This is a genomic window from Microbacterium soli, assembly GCF_039539005.1.
Taxonomy (GTDB): Bacteria; Actinomycetota; Actinomycetes; order Actinomycetales; family Microbacteriaceae; genus Microbacterium; species Microbacterium soli.
The window spans coordinates 806841-822501 of record NZ_BAABCP010000001.1 but is presented as its reverse complement, the minus strand read 5'-3'; the positions used below and the strand labels follow the sequence as shown (position 1 = coordinate 822501).

The following is a 15661-nucleotide window of genomic DNA, read 5'->3' as shown; positions in this document are numbered from 1 at the left end:
GTGCACGCATCCGGTCAGCTCTCGACTTCGACGATCTCCGAGTCCGCATTGCGCCGCACCGAGTCGATGCCGTTCATCGCCCCGGATTTCGAGGCGTAGCCCTGCCCGGTGGCGATGACCTCGCCGTTGCCGGCCTTCAACCGGAATCGCCAGTCGCCGGCCTTGTCCTGGTACAGCTCGTACTTGCCTGCCATGAGACATCCTCTCCCTGTGGGCGCGGAGCATCCTCGCTCTGAGATCACGCTAGCCGGGGCCGACCGGTTCGGGAAGAGGCGAGCGGCGACGGTGCGTGCGGCGTCGGCGTTGCCGATGGCGGGATCGAGCACGCGCGTGCACATCGGGGCACGCCGGGTCTGTCATCCTTGAACGTGATGGAAATCGGTGCACTCCTCGGCCTCGAACAGCTCACCTGGGGCACGCTGGTGCTCGTCACCATCGCCGCGTTCGGTGCGGGGTGGGTGGATGCCGTGGTGGGCGGCGGCGGCCTGCTGCAGCTGCCCGCGCTGCTGCTGATACCGGGCATCACGCCCGTGCAGGCACTGGCGACCAACAAGCTCGCCGGGCTCTCGGGAACCACCACCAGCGCGATCACGTACTACGCCCGTGCGAAACCCGACCTGCGCACGGCGGTGCCGATGGCGCTCATCGCGCTCGGCGGCTCCTTCGGGGGCGCGGCCGTGGCGATCGTGCTCCCGGCCTCGGCGTTCAAGCCGATCATCGTCGTCGCCCTGCTGGCGGTCGCCGTGTTCACCGTGGCCAGGCCGCAGCTCGGAGCCCGCACCGCGCTGCGCTTCGCGGGCGGCAGGCACCATGCCGCGGCGGGCGTGACGGGAGCGGTGATCGGCTTCTACGACGGGCTCATCGGCCCGGGCACCGGGACGTTCCTCGTCATCGCCCTGGTGGCGCTGCTGGGCTACGACTTCCTGCAGTCCAGCGCCAAGGCCAAGATCGTCAACCTCGCCACCAACGCCGGCGCCCTGCTGCTGTTCATCCCGCACGGCGCCGTGCTGTGGGTGCTGGGGATCATCCTCGCCGCCGCCAACGTGGCCGGCAGCTACCTGGGCTCGCGGATGGCGATCGCCCGCGGCTCCCGGTTCATCCGGGTCGTTTTCCTGATCGTCGTGGTGCTGCTGATCGGCAAGCTGGGCCTGGACGTCTGGGACGAGAACATCGCGCCCGTCCTCTGAGCCTGTGCGTCGGCGGATTACGCCTCGGCATCCTCCGGGACGACGTCCACACCGGCCTCGGCGCGCTGCTCCGGGGAGATCGTGCCGGGGGCCTCGGTGAGCGGGTCGAAGCCGTTGCCGGACTTCGGGAACGCGATCACCTCGCGGATCGAGTCGGTCTTCGTGAGGTGCTGCATGACGCGGTCCATGCCCAGCGCGATCCCGCCGTGCGGGGGAGCGCCGAACTTGAACGCGTCGAGCAGGAACCCGAACTTCTCGTCTGCCTGCTCCTCAGTGATGCCCATGACCTGGAAGACGCGCTTCTGGATGTCCTCGCGGTGGATGCGGATGGACCCGCCGCCCAGTTCGGAGCCGTTGCAGACGATGTCGTATGCGTAGGCGAGAGCGGATGCCGGGTCGGTGTCGAACGTGTCCTCGAACTCGGGCTTCGGCCCCGTGAAGGCGTGGTGCACGGCCGTCCAGGCGCCGGACCCGACGGCCACGTCGCCGGAGGCGATCGCGTCGCCCGCGGGCTCGAACATCGGGGCGTCGACGACCCAGGTGAACGCGAACTCGTCCGGGTCGAGCAGGTCCAGGCGGCGGCCGATCTCCACGCGGGCGGCGCCCAGCAGGGCGCGCGAGTCCTTCGCGGAGCCCGCGGCGAAGAACGCGCAGTCGCCGGGCTTCGCTCCCACGAGTTCGGCGAGACTGGCCCGTTCGGCCTCGGACAGGTTCTTGGCGACCGGGCCGCCGAGCGTTCCGTCCTCGTTGAACAGCACGTACGCGAGGCCGCGGGCGCCGCGCTGCTTGGCCCACTCCTGCCAGGCATCCAGTGTCTTGCGCGGCTGCGAGGCGCCGCCGGGCATGAGCACCGCGCCGACGTACTCCGACTGGAACACCCGGAACGGCGTGTCGGCGAAGTACTCGGTGGCCTCGACGAGCTCCAGGCCGAAGCGCAGGTCGGGCTTGTCGGAGCCGTACCTGGCCATCGCCTCGGCGTAGGTCATCCGCGGCAGTGGGGTCTGGACGTCGACATCGATGGTCTTCCACATCGCGACGATGAGCGACTCCATCATCTCGATGACGTCCTCCTGGTCCACAAAACTCATCTCGATGTCGAGCTGGGTGAACTCGGGCTGACGGTCGGCGCGGAAGTCCTCATCGCGGTAGCAGCGGGCGATCTGGAAGTACTTCTCGACACCGCCCACCATGAGCAGCTGCTTGAACAGCTGCGGCGACTGCGGCAGCGCGTACCAGTTCCCCGGGTGCAGGCGCGCCGGCACCAGGAAGTCGCGGGCGCCCTCGGGGGTCGAACGGGTGAGCGTCGGGGTCTCGACCTCGATGAACTCGCGTGCGTGCAGCTCGTCGCGGATCGCCTTGTAGACCTCGGAGCGCAGGCGAAGAGCCGAGGCCGGAGCCGGGCGGCGCAGGTCGAGGTAGCGGTGCTTGAGGCGCACCTCCTCGCCGATCGGGTCGGTCTCGGTCAGGCCGCTGGAGACCGGGAAGGGCAGTGGCGCCGACTCGTTCAGCACCACCACGTCGGTCGCGATCAGCTCGATCTCGCCGGTGGGCAGGTTGGGGTTCTCGTTGCCGTCGGGGCGCCGCGACACCTCGCCGGTCACCTGCAGGACGAACTCGCTGCGCAGCGGGTGCGCCACCTCCTCGTCACGGATGACGACCTGCGCGATGCCCGAGGCATCCCGGAGATCGATGAACGCGACGCCTCCGTGATCGCGGCGACGATCGACCCAGCCCGAGAGGGTGACGGTCTGACCGATGTGGGCGGCGTTCAACGAGCCTGCCGTGTGGGTGCGGAGCACGGAGGAGTCCTTCGGATAGGTGAATGCGAACCGCCCCAGTCTACGTGGCCGTCACGGGAGGCCTCCCGTGACGCAGATGGTCGCTTCGACGGGCCGGATGCGGCGTGTCGCGCTGCATGACGCCGTCGGCGGCGGCCAGCGCGTGCGGCACCGCGCTACGGTGGGTGCGTGACCGCATCACGCCTCCACCTCGTCCGGCACGGCGAGGTGCACAACCCTGCGCGCGTGCTGTACGGGCGGCTCCCCGACTATCATCTCAGCGCGTCGGGACGGGCGATGGCCCGCGCGGCCGCGGAGCACGTGGCGGGTCTCGGCCGCCCCATCGCGCAGCTGCGCTGCTCCCCCCTGGAGCGCACGCAGGAGTCGGCGGCGCCCTTCGCCGAGCTGACCGGCCTCGCACCGGTGCTCGAGGAGCGCATCATCGAGCCGACCAATGTCTTCGAGGGCAGACGGATGTCGCGCGCGCTGCGCAACCCCCTGAACTGGTGGTATCTGCGTCGCCCCTCCGTGCCCAGCTGGGGGGAGCCGTACCGGTCGGTCGCGGAGCGGATGCTGGCCGCGATGGGCGACTGCGCGGATGCCGCGACAGGGACGGACGCCGGGGACATCGTGCTCGTCTCCCACCAGGCGCCGATCTGGATCACGCACCTCGCCGTCGCCGGCCTCCCGCTGCGCCACGACCCGCGGTCGCGTCGCTGCGCGCTCTCCAGCGTGACGACCTTCGAGCGTGTGGGCGATGCGTGGCACGAGATCGACTACGCCGAGCCCGCGGCATCCGGAATCGACCTCGGCGCCGTCTGATCCCAGCGGAGTCCGCTCCGCCGCACAGCCCGCCATCGCAGAGCACCCATAGGAAACACGCGTACGATTCCCAGCGTGTCCTCGCCTGCTCGATCCCGCCGCGACGTCCTGCGCCTCGGGGCCGTGGTCCTCGCCGGCGCGCTCGCCGCGGGGCTGAGCGCGTGCGCGCCCGACCCCGCGACCGAGGCGTATCTCAACGGCGACCAGAACGCGTACACGACGGATGACTTCCGCGTCGTGGAGATCCCCGCGGACAAGCGCGGCGAGACCGTCGAGTTCGGCGGGACGACCGAGACCGGGGAGGCGTTCTCCAGCACGGACGCGCTCGGCGAGGTCGTCGTCGTGAACTTCTGGTACGCGACGTGCGGGCCCTGCCGCGTCGAGGCGAAGGACCTCGAGGCCGTCTGGCAGCAGCACCGGGCCGATGGCGTGGTCTTCATGGGCGTCAACATCTACGATCAGGCCGACACGGCCAAGGCGTTCGCACAGAAGTACGGCGTCACCTACCCGAGCCTCATCGACGCCGACACCGGGGAGGCCAAGCTCGCCTTCGCGAAGGTGGCCCCCATCCAGGCGCCGCCCACCACGCTGGTGCTGGATCGGCAGGGCCGCGTCGCCGCGCGCATCATCGGCCCCATCGACGGCACCTCCATCCTGTCGACCCTCATCAAGGACGTCCTGAAGGAGACCGCGTGACTCCGGATGCCGTGATCGGCGCCGGGGCGCTGTGGCTGGCGATCCCGCTGGCGCTGCTGGCGGGACTCGTCTCGTTCCTCTCCCCGTGCATCCTGCCGCTGGTGCCCGGCTATCTCGGGTTCATCGGGGGAGCGGCGGGCTCCACGCCGTCCCCGGGCGGAGAGGCGCGGTCCGTGACGCGGACGCGCGGCGACCGACGGCGGATGCTGCTGGGCGTGCTGCTGTTCATCGCGGGCTTCACCGTGGTCTTCGTCGCCTACACGGTGGTCGGCGGCACGGCATCCGTCTTCCTGCTGCAGTGGGGAGAACTGATCACCCGCATCCTGGGCGTCGTCGTCATCGCGATGGGCCTGGTGTTCCTCGGCTTCTTCGGGTTCGCGCAGCGGCAGTTCCGGATGCCGGTGACCTCCACCACGGGGCTCGTCGGAGCGCCGCTGCTGGGCGTCACGCTCGCGATCGGCTGGGCGCCGTGCACGGGCCCCACCCTCGGCGCCATCATCAGCGTCGGCTGGACCCTCGGCGATCCGTGGCGCGCCGCGCTGCTGGGCGTCGCGTACTCGCTGGGCCTCGGCATCCCGTTCCTGCTGGTCGCCCTCGGCTTCGGCTGGGCGACGACGGCGACCGCGTTCATGCGCCGCCACATCCGCGCCGTCAACATCATCGGCGGCTCGCTCCTCATCCTCCTCGGACTGCTGATGGTCACCGGCGTGTGGACGCAGCTCATGTCGCGCATCGGGGCGGTGATGTCCAGTGTCGTCCTCCCGCTCTGACCGGGACGGCGCGTCCGCGGCATCCGATCCGCTGCGCCCCGCCGACCACATCGACTCCGCGGCTCCCGTCGATGACGGGATCTCCCAGCCGAAGCTCGGTGTCATCGGCTGGCTGCGCTGGGCCTGGCGCCAGCTGACCTCCATGAGGGTCGCGCTGATCCTGCTGCTGCTGCTCGCCATCGCCGCCATCCCGGGGTCGGTGTTCCCGCAGCGCGGCGCCGACCCCAACGGCGTCATCCAGTACAAGACCGACAACCCCGACCTGTTCCCGATCCTCGACGGGCTGAGCCTGTTCGACGTGTACTCGTCACCGTGGTTCTCGGCGATCTACCTGCTGCTGTTCGTCTCGCTCATCGGCTGCATCATCCCGCGCATCAAGCACCACGCGAAGGCGCTGCGCGCACAGCCGCCGCGCACCCCCGTGCGGCTGGCACGGCTGGAGGACCACCGCTCGGTCGCGCGGGAGGGGACGGAGGCGGACGCCGCGGCATCCGTCGACATCGCCGAGAAGCAGCTCAAGGCACTCGGCTACCGGGTCGCCCGCTACGATCGCGGCACCGGTGCGGGCCGCACCTGGTCGGTGTCCGCGGAGCGCGGCTACTGGCGGGAGACCGGGAACCTCGTGTTCCACATCGCCCTGGTCGGTGTGCTCATCGCCGTCGGCATCGGCGGCGGCTTCGCCTACACCGGGCAGCGGGTGATCGTGGAGGGACAGACCTTCGTGAACGCCCTGATCGACTACAACTCGATCAACCGCGGCCGCTTCGTCGCCGACGACGCGCTGGACCCCTACGCGCTCACCCTGGACTCGTTCGACGTGACCTATGAGGGCTTCGGCGAGCCCGGTGCCGGGCAGGCCGGCAACTTCAAAGCGCACCTGAGCGTGCGCGAGCCCGACGGCTCGTCGACCGACGGCGCGGTCGAGGTGAACCACCCGCTGGTCGTCGGCGGTGACAAGGTGTATCTGCTCGGCAACGGCTACGCGCCCACCATCACGGTGCGCGATGCCGACGGCGTGCAGGTGTTCAGCGAGGCGGTGGAGTTCCTGCCGCAGGATCCCAACATGACCTCGCTGGGCGTCGTGAAGATCCCGGACGGGATGCCGGAGCAGCTGGGCCTCATCGGGTTCTTCTACCCGACCGCCGTCAAGCTCGACTCCGGGGCCTTCACCTCGGCGCACGGCGCCGTGAACATCCCGCTGCTGACGCTGGACGTCTACGAGGGCGACCTGGGCATCGACGGCGGAGCCCCCGTGTCGGTGTACCAGCTGGACACCGAGGACATGACCAAGCTCAACGGACGCGGCACCGACGCGGAGTCCATCCAGCTGCAGCCCGGCGAGACCGCCGACCTGCCGGACGGCCTGGGCACCGTGACGTTCGAGAACGAGGCCCCGGCGGGAGCGAAGGACTTCACGCAGTCCGTCAAGCGCTATGTGTCGCTGCAGATCCATCATGACGACTCGGCCGTCTGGGTGCTCGTCTTCGCGCTGGTGGCGCTGGCGGGCCTCGGCCTGGCCCTGTTCGTCCCCCGCCGTCGCATGTGGGTCAAGGCGACGGCATCCGATGACATCATTCATCTTGAGTACGCCGGCCTCGCCCGCGGCGAGGATCCCACCCTCGCCGCAGCCCTGGACGACCTCGTCCGCGGTCATGAGAGGCTGCTCGATGCGGCCGCCGCGCGGCGCCCCGTGAAGGGAGCATGACATGCCCGATCTGGATTCCATCTCCATCCTGACGCTGTGGACGGCCATCGCCATCTACGCCGGCGCCTTCATCGCCTTCGCCTTCGACCTCGCCCGACGGTCGGCGACGGTCAGGAGCGAGGAGCGGATGCTGGTGGCCGCCGGCGCGGGGAGCTCTGCCGTGTCGTCGGTGCAGGCGGCATCGGGCGTGTCGGCGGATGCCGAGGAGTCGGCGCTCGCGGATGCCACGGGCGCGCCCGTGCGGCAGCGCTTCGTGATGGGGCGCATCGGCACCTCGCTGATGGTGCTGGGCTGGTTGTTCCACCTCACCGCGACGCTGACCCGCGGCATCGCCGCAGGCCGGGTGCCGTGGGCGAATCTGTACGAGTTCGCGATGATCGGCACCCTGCTGATCGTGCTCGTGTACCTGGTCACGCTCACCCGGCTCGACCTGCGCTACCTCGGCACGTTCATCTCCGGCCTGGTGCTGGTGCTGCTGGGAGCCGCGGCCTCCAACTTCTACGTCATCGTCACCCCGCTCGTCGACCCGCTGAAGTCGGTGTGGCTGGTCATCCACGTCTTCGTCGCCTCGCTGTCGGTCGGGATTCTCGCTCTGGCCTTCGCGCTCTCGGTCGTGCAGCTGCTGCAGACCCGGCGGGAGCGCCGTGTGGCGGAGGGCGCCGTGAACGCCGGTGCGGGCTTCCTGCGCACCCTGCCCGACACCGTGCACCTGGAGAACCTGGCGTACCGCTTCGCCGTCGTCGGGTTCATCTTCTGGACCTTCACGCTCATCGCAGGCGCGATCTGGGCGCAGGACGCATGGGGCCGGTACTGGGGCTTCGACGTGAAGGAGACCTGGACCTTCATCATCTGGGTGCTCTACGCCGGATACATCCACGCCCGGGCGACTCGCGGATGGCGGGGCACCCCCTCGGCATGGCTGTCGATCACCGGCTTCGCCGCCGTGATCTTCAACTTCACGATCGTGAACGTCTTCTTCAAGGGCCTGCACGCCTACTCCGGCCTGAGCTGAGCCGGGACTTCTCGCGTCCGGCGGGCCCGCGTTCCGCCGACCCTGGTCGCATCCTCACCCGAGAACAGGAGATTCGGCCGGAGCAGGACGATCCCGGCCGTGTTCGTCCTGTTCTGGGTGAATGTCCTGTTCCCGGTGATGACCGCCCGTGGTCGGAAGCGGCGGGAACTGCGACGGGAGCGGTTCGGGGCAGTGGTAGGACCGGGACGCGACCTCCGGATGCTATGCCGCGGCCAGCACGGCCTTCGCGGAGGTCGTGCGACGCAGCGCGACGGCGAGGGTCGCGGCCCCCAGCGACAGCACGGCCCACACCACCAGGCCGCTCGCGGCCGCGCCGTTCGGGGCGATGAGCCCGCCCAGCGCCGGGGCGGTCGGCATCGCGTACCCGAGGCCGGCGAGCCAGCCGGGGATCGTCGAGATCAGCCCGGTGGCGAACGCGACGACTCCGACGAGCGCGCCGACCCAACGCCCGATCCCGCTGAGCAGGGCGACGAGCGCCTGGTTGACGGCGGCGAAGGAGATGCCCGCGAGCACCGCGAACCCGGCGAAGCCCCACCACGTCGCCGCGTCGTAGTCGGCGACGATCTGCACGATCAGCGCCACCAGCACGCCCTGGCCCGCACCCAGCGCTGCCGCGGGCCAGAACCCGCGCAGTACCATCGACGCCGACGGGCGGCGCGAGGTGAGAGGATCGCCGGGCACGGCGCGCAGCGCGATGAACGAGGCCAGCGCGCCGAACCACAGCACCACCACCGACAGCAGCGGGATCGCGGTCGGGCCGAACAGGGCACCCGACTCGGCCGACGCCTTCACGGGGTTCGCGATGACGGCGGCGAGCTCCGTGGACTGCTGCTCGTCGAACGACGGCAGCGAGGCGGATGCGGTCCTCAGCCCGTCGGCCAGTTCGCCGGTGCCGGACGCCAGGGCGTCGACACCGTCCGCGAGCTCGCCCGCGCCGTCGGCCAGGGCCGTCGCTCCGTCGCCGAGCCCGGTCGCGCCGGAGGCGAGCGCGGACGCTCCGGACGCCGACTGCGAGACGCCGTCGGCCAGCAGGTCCAGACCGCCGCCCAGCTGCACGGCCGCGGAACCTGCGGTGCGCATCTGCCCGGCGAGCTCGGCTGGTGCGGCTTCGTCGAAAGCCCTCAGGCCCGCGGCTGTTCCGGACGCGGCCTGCGCAGCGGGCCCCGCATACTGCGCGGCCGTCGCCGCGGCGCCCGCGGCCTGTGCGGACGGCGTCACCAGCGCGTCGGCCGTGTCGACGGCCGCAGCGAGCTTCGCGCACAGCTCCTCGGTGGTGGCGGGGTCGCACAGGGCGGCCGCCGCGGCCAGCTGTTTCGCGAGACCGTCCACGCCCTGCTGCACGCCGGCCGTGGCGAGCTTCGCCCCATCGACGGCCTGCTGCACGCCCGCGGTCGCCTGTGCCGCGCCGTCCGCCGCGGCGAACAGCTCGTCGGGGATGAGCCCGTCGCGCTCCAGCATCGCCGCGCCGGCGTTGAGACCCTGACCCAGCCGGGTCGCCCCGGCACCCGCTTCGCGGGCCTTCGAGGAGATCGTTCCCAGGCCGCCGGCCAGCGTCGACGCTCCGTCGGACAGCCTGTGCGCGCCGTCGGCGAGCTGGGTGGCACCGCCCGGCAGAGCCGCCGCCCCGTCAGCAGCCGACCGCGCCCCGTCGGCGAGGGCTGCGGCACCGTCGGCGGCCTGCCCGATCTGGTCGCCGATGGTCGTGAATCCGACCAGCACGTTCCCGACCGTCGCCTCGCTGAGCATCGTGCCCATGGTCGACGAGGCGACCGTCGCGATCTGACTCGTGATCAGGTCGTCGGCGACGCGCCCGTCGGGCGGGGTGGTGACGGTGATCCGCGCCTGCTCCGCGGTGCCGTCCGCGTCCTGCAGGGCGGCACCGGCCGACGTGGCATCGGCCGAGAAGCTCCTCGGGATCGTCACGACCGCCTGGTAGGTGCCGTCGCCGAGTCCCTCGGCGGCGTCCTTCTCATTCGAGATGGCCCAGGTGAGGTTGGACTTCATGTCGTCGGAGCCCTCGACGAGGCCGGCGGCCAGCTGCCGCCCGAGCGGGGTGTACTGCCCGTCGACGGTCACCGGCTCGTCGAGGTTGACGACGGCGGCCGTCATGGTGTCGAGTCGCCCGGTCGGGTTCTGCAGCGCGACCACGAGCACGCCGCCGATGATCGCCGGCAGCAGCAGCACGCCGATCAGGGTCAGCCACGTGATCGGGCGCCGCGAGCGCGCGCGTTCGATGCGGAGAGTCACTTCGTCTCACTCCGTTCGCTCAGGACGTCGCATGCGGTCACCTCGGTCGGATCGGGGGAGGATTCGGTCGGGGGTCCCGCACTGCCGGAGTCCTCGGGCTCGGCGGATGCGGGTACCGGGTCGCGCAGGTCGAGAACGGATGCGGTGGGCCGGCCGGCCTCCTCGAACAGGAGCTGCGCGGCGGCCGGGTCGGTCGCGGTGGCGAGCACGGCGACGCCCGCCCCGGCGTCCCGCAGCCGTGCCGCGATCTGGTCGCGCTCCGCGGGTGCGAGCCGGTCGGCGCCGTCGAGCACGACCAGGCGGGTGCGTCCGCGCAGTGCCTCGGCGGTCTGGGTCGCGGCATCCGCCTGGCCGAGCAGGGCGACACCCACTCCGGCGCGCACCCACGTGCCACGGCCGGGCAGCAGGTGCCCGTCGACGCGGAGCAGCCCGGCATCCGCCTTCATCCGCCCTGCGACCGTCAGGGACAAGGCGCGCAGCGCGCGGGGGGACGCGCCGGTGACGATGAGCGCGTCACCGGGAGCCAGACGCAGACGGGCGCCGGAGACGCCCACGGAGGAGATCGTCAGGTCGTCGGCGGCGACGATGCTGTCGTCGCCGGGCCATGCGGTCAGCGACCTCTCCCGCTCCACGGCTTCCCCCTCGATGTCGACGTGCGGGAGAACCCGCTCCATCCAGCGCGGGATGCGCCAGGCGCGCTCGCCGAGGATCGTCATCACGGCGGGGATGAGCGTCATGCGCACGAGGAACGCGTCGATCGCGATGCCCGCCGCGAGTCCCAGGGCGATCGGCTTGAGGGAGGAGTCGCCCTCCGGGACGAAGGCCACGAACACGGCGAACATGATGAGCGCCGCCGCGGTGACCACGCGGGCCGTGCCGGAGAAGCCCGTGCGCACGGCATCGATCGCGGTGTCCCGCCGGGCCGCACGGGACTCGGCGTCCTGCGTGCGGCGCAGCCCGTGCACGTAGTCCTCGCGCATGCGCGAGACGAGGAACACCTGGTAGTCCATGGCCAGGCCGAACAGCACCCCCATCAGCACGATCGGCATGAAGCTGATGATGGGCCCGGTGCGCGCCACATGCAGGGCGTCGGCGAACCAGCCCCATTCGAACACCGCGCCCACGACGCCGAACGCGGCGACGATGGAGAGCAGGTAGCCGGTGGCGGCGGTGACCGGCACCCAGATCGAGCGGAACACGATGGCCAGCAGGATCAGCGACAGGCCGATGACGAAGACGCCGAACGGCAGGAGGGCGGAGCCCAGCTGGTCGGAGATGTCGATGGCCACGGCCGTGAAGCCCGTGACCTTCAGGTCGATGCCGTACTCGTCCTGCCACCGGTCGTGATGCGCGCGCAGCTCGCGCACGAGGTCGCTGGTGGCGGGGTCGTCGGGGGCGGTGGTGGGGATGATCTGCACGATGCCGGTGTCGGCGGTCTCGTTGGGGGTGGCCAGGGCCACCTCGCGGACGCCGGGCAGCGTCGCGACCTCGTCGCCGAGATCCTGCATGAGATTCAGCGGGTCGGTGGAGGTGACGATCGTGCCGGTGAGGATGAGCGGACCGTTGAAGCCGGGGCCGAACTGCTCGGCGGTCAGGTCGTAGCTCTGGCGCGCCTCGGACCCCTTCGGCAGGACGCCCGCGTTGGGCAGCGCGAGGTTCAGGCTGAGCGCGGGCACCGCGACGACGCCCAGGCCCAGCACGACGGCGATCGTCACGAGGATCGGGCGGCGGGTGACGCCGGCGATCCAGCGCTGGGAGAACGTGCGGTGCGGCTTCCCGGTATCCGGCTTCTTCCTCGCTCCTGCGGTCGCGCGGCGGGTCCTGCCCGCCACCCGCCCCTTCAGGAACCCGAGCAGTGCCGGGGTCAGCGTCACCGCGATGGCGACGGCGATCGCGACGGCGACGGCCGCGGCGATGCCCATGGTGGTCAGGAAGGGGATGCCGGCGAAGCCGAGCCCGATGAGGGCGATGAGCACCGTGACGCCGGCGAAGACGACGGCGGATCCGGCCGTGCCCACCGAGCGCGATGCGGACTCCTCGGGGCCGACGCCCGCGCGCACCTGGTCCTGGTGGCGGGCGACGATGAACAGCGCGTAGTCGATGCCGACGGCGAGCCCCAGCATGAGCGCCAGCAGCGGTGTCGTCGACGACACCGTCGCGAACGCGGTGGCGGCGAAGATCCCCGCGATCGAGATGCCGACGCCGAGCACGGCCGTCAGCAGGGGGAGCCCGGCCACGACGAAGGAGCGGAAGGTCACGATGAGCACGAGCAGGGCGATGACGAGGCCCACGGCCTCGGTGAGCGTGACGGAGGGGATCGAGAGGGCGAACAGGTCGCCGCCCAGCGCCACCTGCGAGCCGTCCGGGAGGGCGGCGGTCAGGTCGTCGACGATGCCCCGCAACTCGTCGACCTGCTCATCGGGGATGTCGCTGGACTGGCCGTCGAACTGCACCTGCACGATGGCGGCGGTGTCGTCGTCGTTGACCATGCCGTCGACGAGCTCGTCGTACGGCGAGGTCGCCGCCAGGACCAGGTCGATGCCGTCGATGCGATCCACGGCATCCTCGATGCCGGCGCGGTACGGGGCATCCGTGATGTCGTCGCCGGGGGCCGCCACGACGATGAACTGCGCGTTCGTGCCGCTGACCTGCGGGAAGGTGCGCGAGAGCTGCTCGAGCCCCGCCTGCGACTCGGTGCCGGGGATCGAGAACGTGTTGTCGGTGCCCGTGCCCAGCACGAGCGCACCGCCTCCGGCGACACCGAGCACGATGAGCCAGCTGATGAGTACGCGCCAGGGGTGGCGGAACGACCAGCGCCCCAGCGAGGACAGGAGAGTGGACACGCGGCCTCCGTCACGGTTCGATACACGAATGTATTCAATACGTACACGTATCGTAAGTCGCAGCCCACGCCGGATGCTGTGCACGGGGTGTGAACATCGGGTGATCTCCCGGTGAGGCGTGATCAGTGCCGGGCGGGTGTCCGCACGCCGCTCGATGCGGAACTCGTGGCAGAGTTGACCCAGGAGGAGCGATGTCGACACCCGCGACGCGGAGCCGGGAGAACACCCGGGCGCGCCTTCTGGACGCCGCCGCGCAGGTGTTCGCCGAGGTGGGCCTGGAGGGCGCGACCGTCGAGGCGGTCTGCGAGCGCGCCGGATTCACCCGCGGCGCCTTCTACTCGAACTTCGAGTCCAAGGACGAACTGTTCCTCACTCTCGCATCGAGCCTGGGGGAGGCCCGCCTGAACTCGGTGCGCGAACGGGTGAGCACGATGGTCGGCTCGGGGGAGCTGTCGGTCGCCGATCCCGTCGATCTCGTGAGACGGATCATGGACTCCGGTGCGGATGACCGCATGGGCGTCATGATGTTGAGCGAGATCCGCATCAGAGCCCTCCGCGATCCGGGGTTCAGCGTCGCCTACCTCGCCCAGGAGAGCGAGATGGTCGGCAGCATCGCCACGATCATCCAGGACATCGTCGACGCGGGCCAGATCCGCCTGCGCGTGGATGCCGAGCAGGCGGCACGGCTGCTCATGATCGTCTGGGAGGGCATGACCGTGCGCGACGCGATCGACGGCGGCGATGCGGACCGGCTGCGCAGCGCGGGTAGCGAGGCCCTGGGCCGGATGGTCGAGCTGCTGCGCGAGTAGTGGCGACCGCCGTCGCTGGATTCAGCGCAGTTCGATCAGGGCGTGGCAGCGCCGCAGGCGCTCCAGCCACCAGTCCCGTCGGTCGGCGGGGGCCTCCAGGCGCGCCAGCGCCGCGGCATCCGGAGTCACCCGCGCCGCCGACACCGACCCGCCGGACGGGCGCGCATCCGCGACGTCGTCCGCGAACAGCGATGCCGTGCCCAGCCCGCAGTCGTAGTCCAGGGCGGGGAGGGCTGCGGCCAGCGCCGCACCCTGCGACAGCCCGACCGCCGTGTCCAGCGCGCTGGAGACGACCGCGGGCAGGCCCGCCTCGGCGACGATGCCCAGGGCGCGGCGGATGCCGCCCAACGGCTGCGCCTTGATGACGATGAGGTCCGCGGCCTGCGCCCGCGCCACGGCCAGCGGATCGGCGGCCTTGCGCACGCTCTCGTCGGCGGCGATGGGGATGCCGGTGTGCTTCACCCTCCGCCGCAGCTCGGCCAGCTCGCCCACGGTCGCGCAGGGCTGCTCGGCGTACTCCAGATCGAACTCGGCCAGCGCATGGATCGCGCGCTCCGCCTCGTCGACGCTCCAGCCGCCGTTGGCATCGACACGGATGCGGCCCTCCGGCCCCATCGCCTCCCGCACCGCGCGCACGCGGGCGATGTCGTCGGCCGGCACCTGACCGGGCTCGGCGACCTTGACCTTGGCCGTGCGGCATCCGTCGAAGCGCGCCAGCACCTCGGGCACCCGCTCGGCGGTCACCGCGGGCACCGTCGCGTTGACGGGGATGCGCTCGCGCAGGGGCGTCGGCTGGGTGCTCCACGCGAAGTCGACGGCGGCCCGCAGCCAGGTCGCGGCCTCGGCATCCTCGTATTCGACGAACGGCGAGAACTCGGCCCAGCCCGCCGGCCCCTCCAGAAGCAGCGCTTCGCGCACGTCCACCCCGCGGAACCGGGTGTTCATCGGCAGGGCGACCACACGGGCGGTGTCGAGCAGTTCTGTGAGCGGCGGCGTCATGCGTCCATCATGCCGCGCCGTCGCCCGGGCCACACGTGCTGCACCGCCCGCGCGGCGGGCCTCAGCCCTCGGTGATCGTCGTGATGTCGACCGGCGTCTTCGGGGCGCCGTCGGGTGCGCCGGTCTCGGTTCCCGCCGCGGCGGCGTCGGCGACGACCTTCGTGCTCGCGTCGTCGACGTGCCCGAACACGGTGTACTTCGGAGGCAGGGGGGTGTCGGCGTACACGATGAAGAACTGCGAGCCGTTGGTGTTCGGGCCGGCATTGGCCATCGCGAGGGTGCCCGCCGGGTACGTCTCGGTGCCCGTCAGCTCATCGGGGAACGAGTAGCCGGGACCGCCGGTGCCGGTGCCGGTCGGGTCGCCGCACTGCAGCACGAAGATGCCCTGAGTGGTCAGGCGGTGGCAGGTGGTGCCGTCGAAGTAGCCCTGCGCAGCCAGCGACAGGAAGCTGCCCACCGTGCACGGCGCGGCATCCGCATCCAGCGTCACGGCGAGATCCCCGATGCTCGTGGACACCGTGACGGGCACCTCACCGGTGGCCGAGGGCTCGGCGTCCGGAGCCTCGACCTGCTTCGCCGCCGGGCGGGAGTCGGCGGGATAGCTGCACTCGCCGGATGCGGCGGGGGTCTCGGGTGCCTCGGATGCCGCGGACGTGGGCTGCTCGCCGTAGTTGCTGGCGGGGCTCGATGCGCAGCCGGCGAGGGCGAGGGCGGCCGCGGCGGTCAGCGCCAGCACGCCGAGGCGCGGGCGGGAGAGGGAGTTTCGCATTCG

General features: G+C 71.3%; 13 protein-coding genes. 7 read left to right on the top strand and 6 right to left on the bottom strand.

Annotated elements, in window-relative coordinates; genetic code table 11:
- Positions 1-14: 14 nt before the first annotated feature.
- Positions 15-194 (bottom strand): YegP family protein, encoded by a 180-nt coding sequence (locus ABD770_RS03785; protein WP_344818172.1) that lies wholly within the window; start codon positions 192-194, stop codon positions 15-17.
- Positions 195-371: 177 nt separating this feature from the next.
- Here ABD770_RS03785 and ABD770_RS03780 point away from each other — a divergent pair, with 177 nt between their 5' ends.
- The gene (locus tag ABD770_RS03780; protein ID WP_344818171.1) at positions 372-1187 is read left to right on the top strand and encodes a sulfite exporter TauE/SafE family protein; all 816 of its coding nucleotides are present in this window, start codon (positions 372-374) and stop codon (positions 1185-1187) included.
- Positions 1188-1204: 17 nt separating this feature from the next.
- Here the strand turns inward: ABD770_RS03780 and aspS are convergent, their stop codons facing one another.
- Positions 1205-2986: an aspartate--tRNA ligase gene (gene aspS / locus ABD770_RS03775; RefSeq protein WP_344818170.1), complete on the bottom strand. Its 1782-nt coding sequence runs from the start codon at positions 2984-2986 to the stop codon at positions 1205-1207.
- Positions 2987-3154: 168 nt separating this feature from the next.
- Between aspS and ABD770_RS03770 the strand changes: the two genes are divergently transcribed.
- The 5 genes from ABD770_RS03770 to ccsB all read left to right on the top strand — a co-directional run bounded on the left by ABD770_RS03770 (position 3155) and on the right by ccsB (position 7970).
- A complete protein-coding gene (locus tag ABD770_RS03770) occupies positions 3155-3787 on the top strand; it encodes a histidine phosphatase family protein (RefSeq protein WP_344818169.1) in 633 nt (210 codons plus the stop codon).
- 75 nt (positions 3788-3862) lie between these two features.
- On the top strand, positions 3863-4483 hold the full coding sequence (locus ABD770_RS03765) for a TlpA family protein disulfide reductase (RefSeq protein ID WP_344818168.1): 621 nt from the start codon (positions 3863-3865) through the stop codon (positions 4481-4483).
- The gene (locus ABD770_RS03760) at positions 4480-5253 is read left to right on the top strand and encodes a cytochrome c biogenesis CcdA family protein (protein WP_344818167.1); all 774 of its coding nucleotides are present in this window, start codon (positions 4480-4482) and stop codon (positions 5251-5253) included. The genes ABD770_RS03765 and ABD770_RS03760 overlap by 4 nt, the downstream gene beginning before the upstream one ends.
- Positions 5234-6958: a cytochrome c biogenesis protein ResB gene (gene resB, locus ABD770_RS03755; RefSeq protein WP_344818166.1), complete on the top strand. Its 1725-nt coding sequence runs from the start codon at positions 5234-5236 to the stop codon at positions 6956-6958. The genes ABD770_RS03760 and resB overlap by 20 nt, the downstream gene beginning before the upstream one ends.
- A 1-nt stretch (position 6959) precedes the next feature.
- Entirely contained in the window at positions 6960-7970 is a 1011-nt protein-coding gene (gene ccsB / locus ABD770_RS03750; protein ID WP_344818165.1) for a c-type cytochrome biogenesis protein CcsB, read from the top strand.
- Positions 7971-8192: 222 nt separating this feature from the next.
- Here ccsB and ABD770_RS03745 read toward each other — a convergent pair whose 3' ends face one another.
- Both ABD770_RS03745 and ABD770_RS03740 read right to left on the bottom strand, forming a co-directional pair.
- A complete protein-coding gene (locus ABD770_RS03745) occupies positions 8193-10238 on the bottom strand; it encodes a YhgE/Pip family protein (RefSeq protein WP_344818164.1) in 2046 nt (681 codons plus the stop codon).
- Complete coding sequence (locus ABD770_RS03740; RefSeq protein ID WP_344818163.1) at positions 10235-13081, bottom strand: MMPL family transporter; 2847 nt, start codon at positions 13079-13081, stop codon at positions 10235-10237. Before ABD770_RS03740 ends, ABD770_RS03745 begins: the two co-directional genes overlap by 4 nt.
- A gap of 191 nt (positions 13082-13272) precedes the next feature.
- Here ABD770_RS03740 and ABD770_RS03735 point away from each other — a divergent pair, with 191 nt between their 5' ends.
- Positions 13273-13890, top strand: coding sequence for a TetR family transcriptional regulator (locus ABD770_RS03735; protein ID WP_344818161.1), 618 nt, complete (start codon positions 13273-13275; stop codon positions 13888-13890).
- Positions 13891-13911: 21 nt separating this feature from the next.
- Here ABD770_RS03735 and ABD770_RS03730 read toward each other — a convergent pair whose 3' ends face one another.
- A complete protein-coding gene (locus ABD770_RS03730; RefSeq protein WP_344818160.1) occupies positions 13912-14889 on the bottom strand; it encodes an o-succinylbenzoate synthase in 978 nt (325 codons plus the stop codon).
- Between the two features lie 61 nt (positions 14890-14950).
- Positions 14951-15658: a peptidylprolyl isomerase gene (locus ABD770_RS03725; RefSeq protein ID WP_344818158.1), complete on the bottom strand. Its 708-nt coding sequence runs from the start codon at positions 15656-15658 to the stop codon at positions 14951-14953.
- Positions 15659-15661 lie beyond the last annotated feature (3 nt).